This is a genomic window from Allobacillus saliphilus (assembly GCF_018138385.1).
In the GTDB taxonomy this organism is placed as follows: domain Bacteria; phylum Bacillota; class Bacilli; order Bacillales; family Alkalibacillaceae; genus Allobacillus; species Allobacillus saliphilus.
Genome location: NZ_JAGSIE010000060.1, coordinates 1 through 1,496 on the forward strand (window position 1 = coordinate 1; position 1,496 = coordinate 1,496).

Genomic DNA, 1,496 nt, shown 5'->3' on the forward strand with positions numbered 1-1,496 from the left:
GAATCAATTTCATAATTGCTCTTTTTAAAAATACAAAGACTTCTCCAATGTTTTGAATTGCATTTTTAAAAACAGAAATCATGCAGATTGTTGGTTTTTCATCTGTATATTCAAGCGATCTGCTGCTAACTTTGATGCGTTATAAGTAAGGGTGACTAAATCAAAATGAACTTTGGCACGCTTTCCGGAGCAATACCTTACATTATTTAGTTGAAAATATTCTTTCAAGTAACCATTTACACGTTCAACGGCAGTACGCTTCTTGAACAACTTCTTCCAAGCTTCAGAACCGCGAGCTGGTGCTGTATATTTACGAAGATCTTTGGTGATTTTCATTTTAAATACCTTTTGACAAATGCCTTCTTGAGCGAGTGGACAATCACTGCATTCTTTCGGATGGGTATATTTCAATGTTTCGTACTTTGCATCATAGCTATCATAACGGTAAGAATGTTCCCGAAAACAAGTAGGAGCGAAATACTTATCGAACCCTATGGGTTCGGGTTCGTTTTTACGATTATAAGCGATGATAGACTGTTGCCCCATTCGATAAACTTGTTGATAGATTGGTTCATAATCATACCCTGCATCCATCGTTTGATAACGTATGTTTGGAAGAGAACGCTGTTCCTGCATCCCCTTTAATAAAGGGATTGCAGCTTTTCCATCGTTTAAGTTACCGGATGAAAAGAGTGATTGTAAAATATATTGACTGGAAGAGCCGACAGCCAAATGTCCTTTAAAACCGTACCAAAAAACATTTTTTCCATCACTGTTTTTCTTGATGCCCCATTTGGGTTCCTGAGGAACCCCTTCACGAAGGTCGCCCAACGAAGCATCGAGTTGAGCTACTATTTTCTTTTCGTATAGGGGAAGGCTGGCTTCTTTTTCGGCTTGTTCTTTTAACCATTGATCCCGCTCTTTTTTAGGCTTTCGACCACGTTTCTTTGGTTCCGGCTTTGCTTTCTCTTCCTTTGCTGGAGCTTGATCGCGTGCTTCAAAGTGAGTTGCATCGATAGCAATGGTGTCATCGATAATAAAGCCTTCTTCTATAGCCTGCTCAACAATCTGTCCTTGGACTTTCTCCAGGATATTTGATTGTGTTAATTTTGTGAGCAGTCGTGAATAAGAAGCTTCAGATGGAACACTGTCTGAAACAAGAAAACCACAATTTAATTTGAAGGCTATGTCTTGATTTAATCGCTTAATTAAATCTTTGATGGTTGGAATTCGTTCCACATATCGAACGAAGATTGAGATAATCATTGCAGCATAATTCAGCTCTTCAGGCGCACCACGATGAGATTTTTTCATTACTTCTCGATAAATCATTCTAATATCGATGGCTGAAATGATTGCGTCATATTTATCGGTAGGTTCCATATCATAAAGTTCTTGAATGCTAAAAAGGCTTGGTTGTCGTATAATGGTCATAGGGAGTATTCCTCCAGTCTTTTGGGATGTTTTAGTCAACTACCATTATACAGACTTTGGGG

1 protein-coding gene is annotated in these 1,496 nt (G+C 38.5%); it reads right to left on the bottom strand.

Annotated features, from left to right (window positions below; translation table 11 throughout):
- Positions 1-78: 78 nt before the first annotated feature.
- A complete protein-coding gene (locus tag KC820_RS13015; RefSeq protein ID WP_212371692.1) occupies positions 79-1,434 on the bottom strand; it encodes an IS1182 family transposase in 1,356 nt (451 codons plus the stop codon).
- Positions 1,435-1,496 lie beyond the last annotated feature (62 nt).

Coding starts and splice junctions, on each gene's coding strand:
- KC820_RS13015 (WP_212371692.1), bottom strand. CDS start 1,434: ATGACCATTATACGACAACCAAGCCTTTTTAGCATTCAAGAACTTTAT.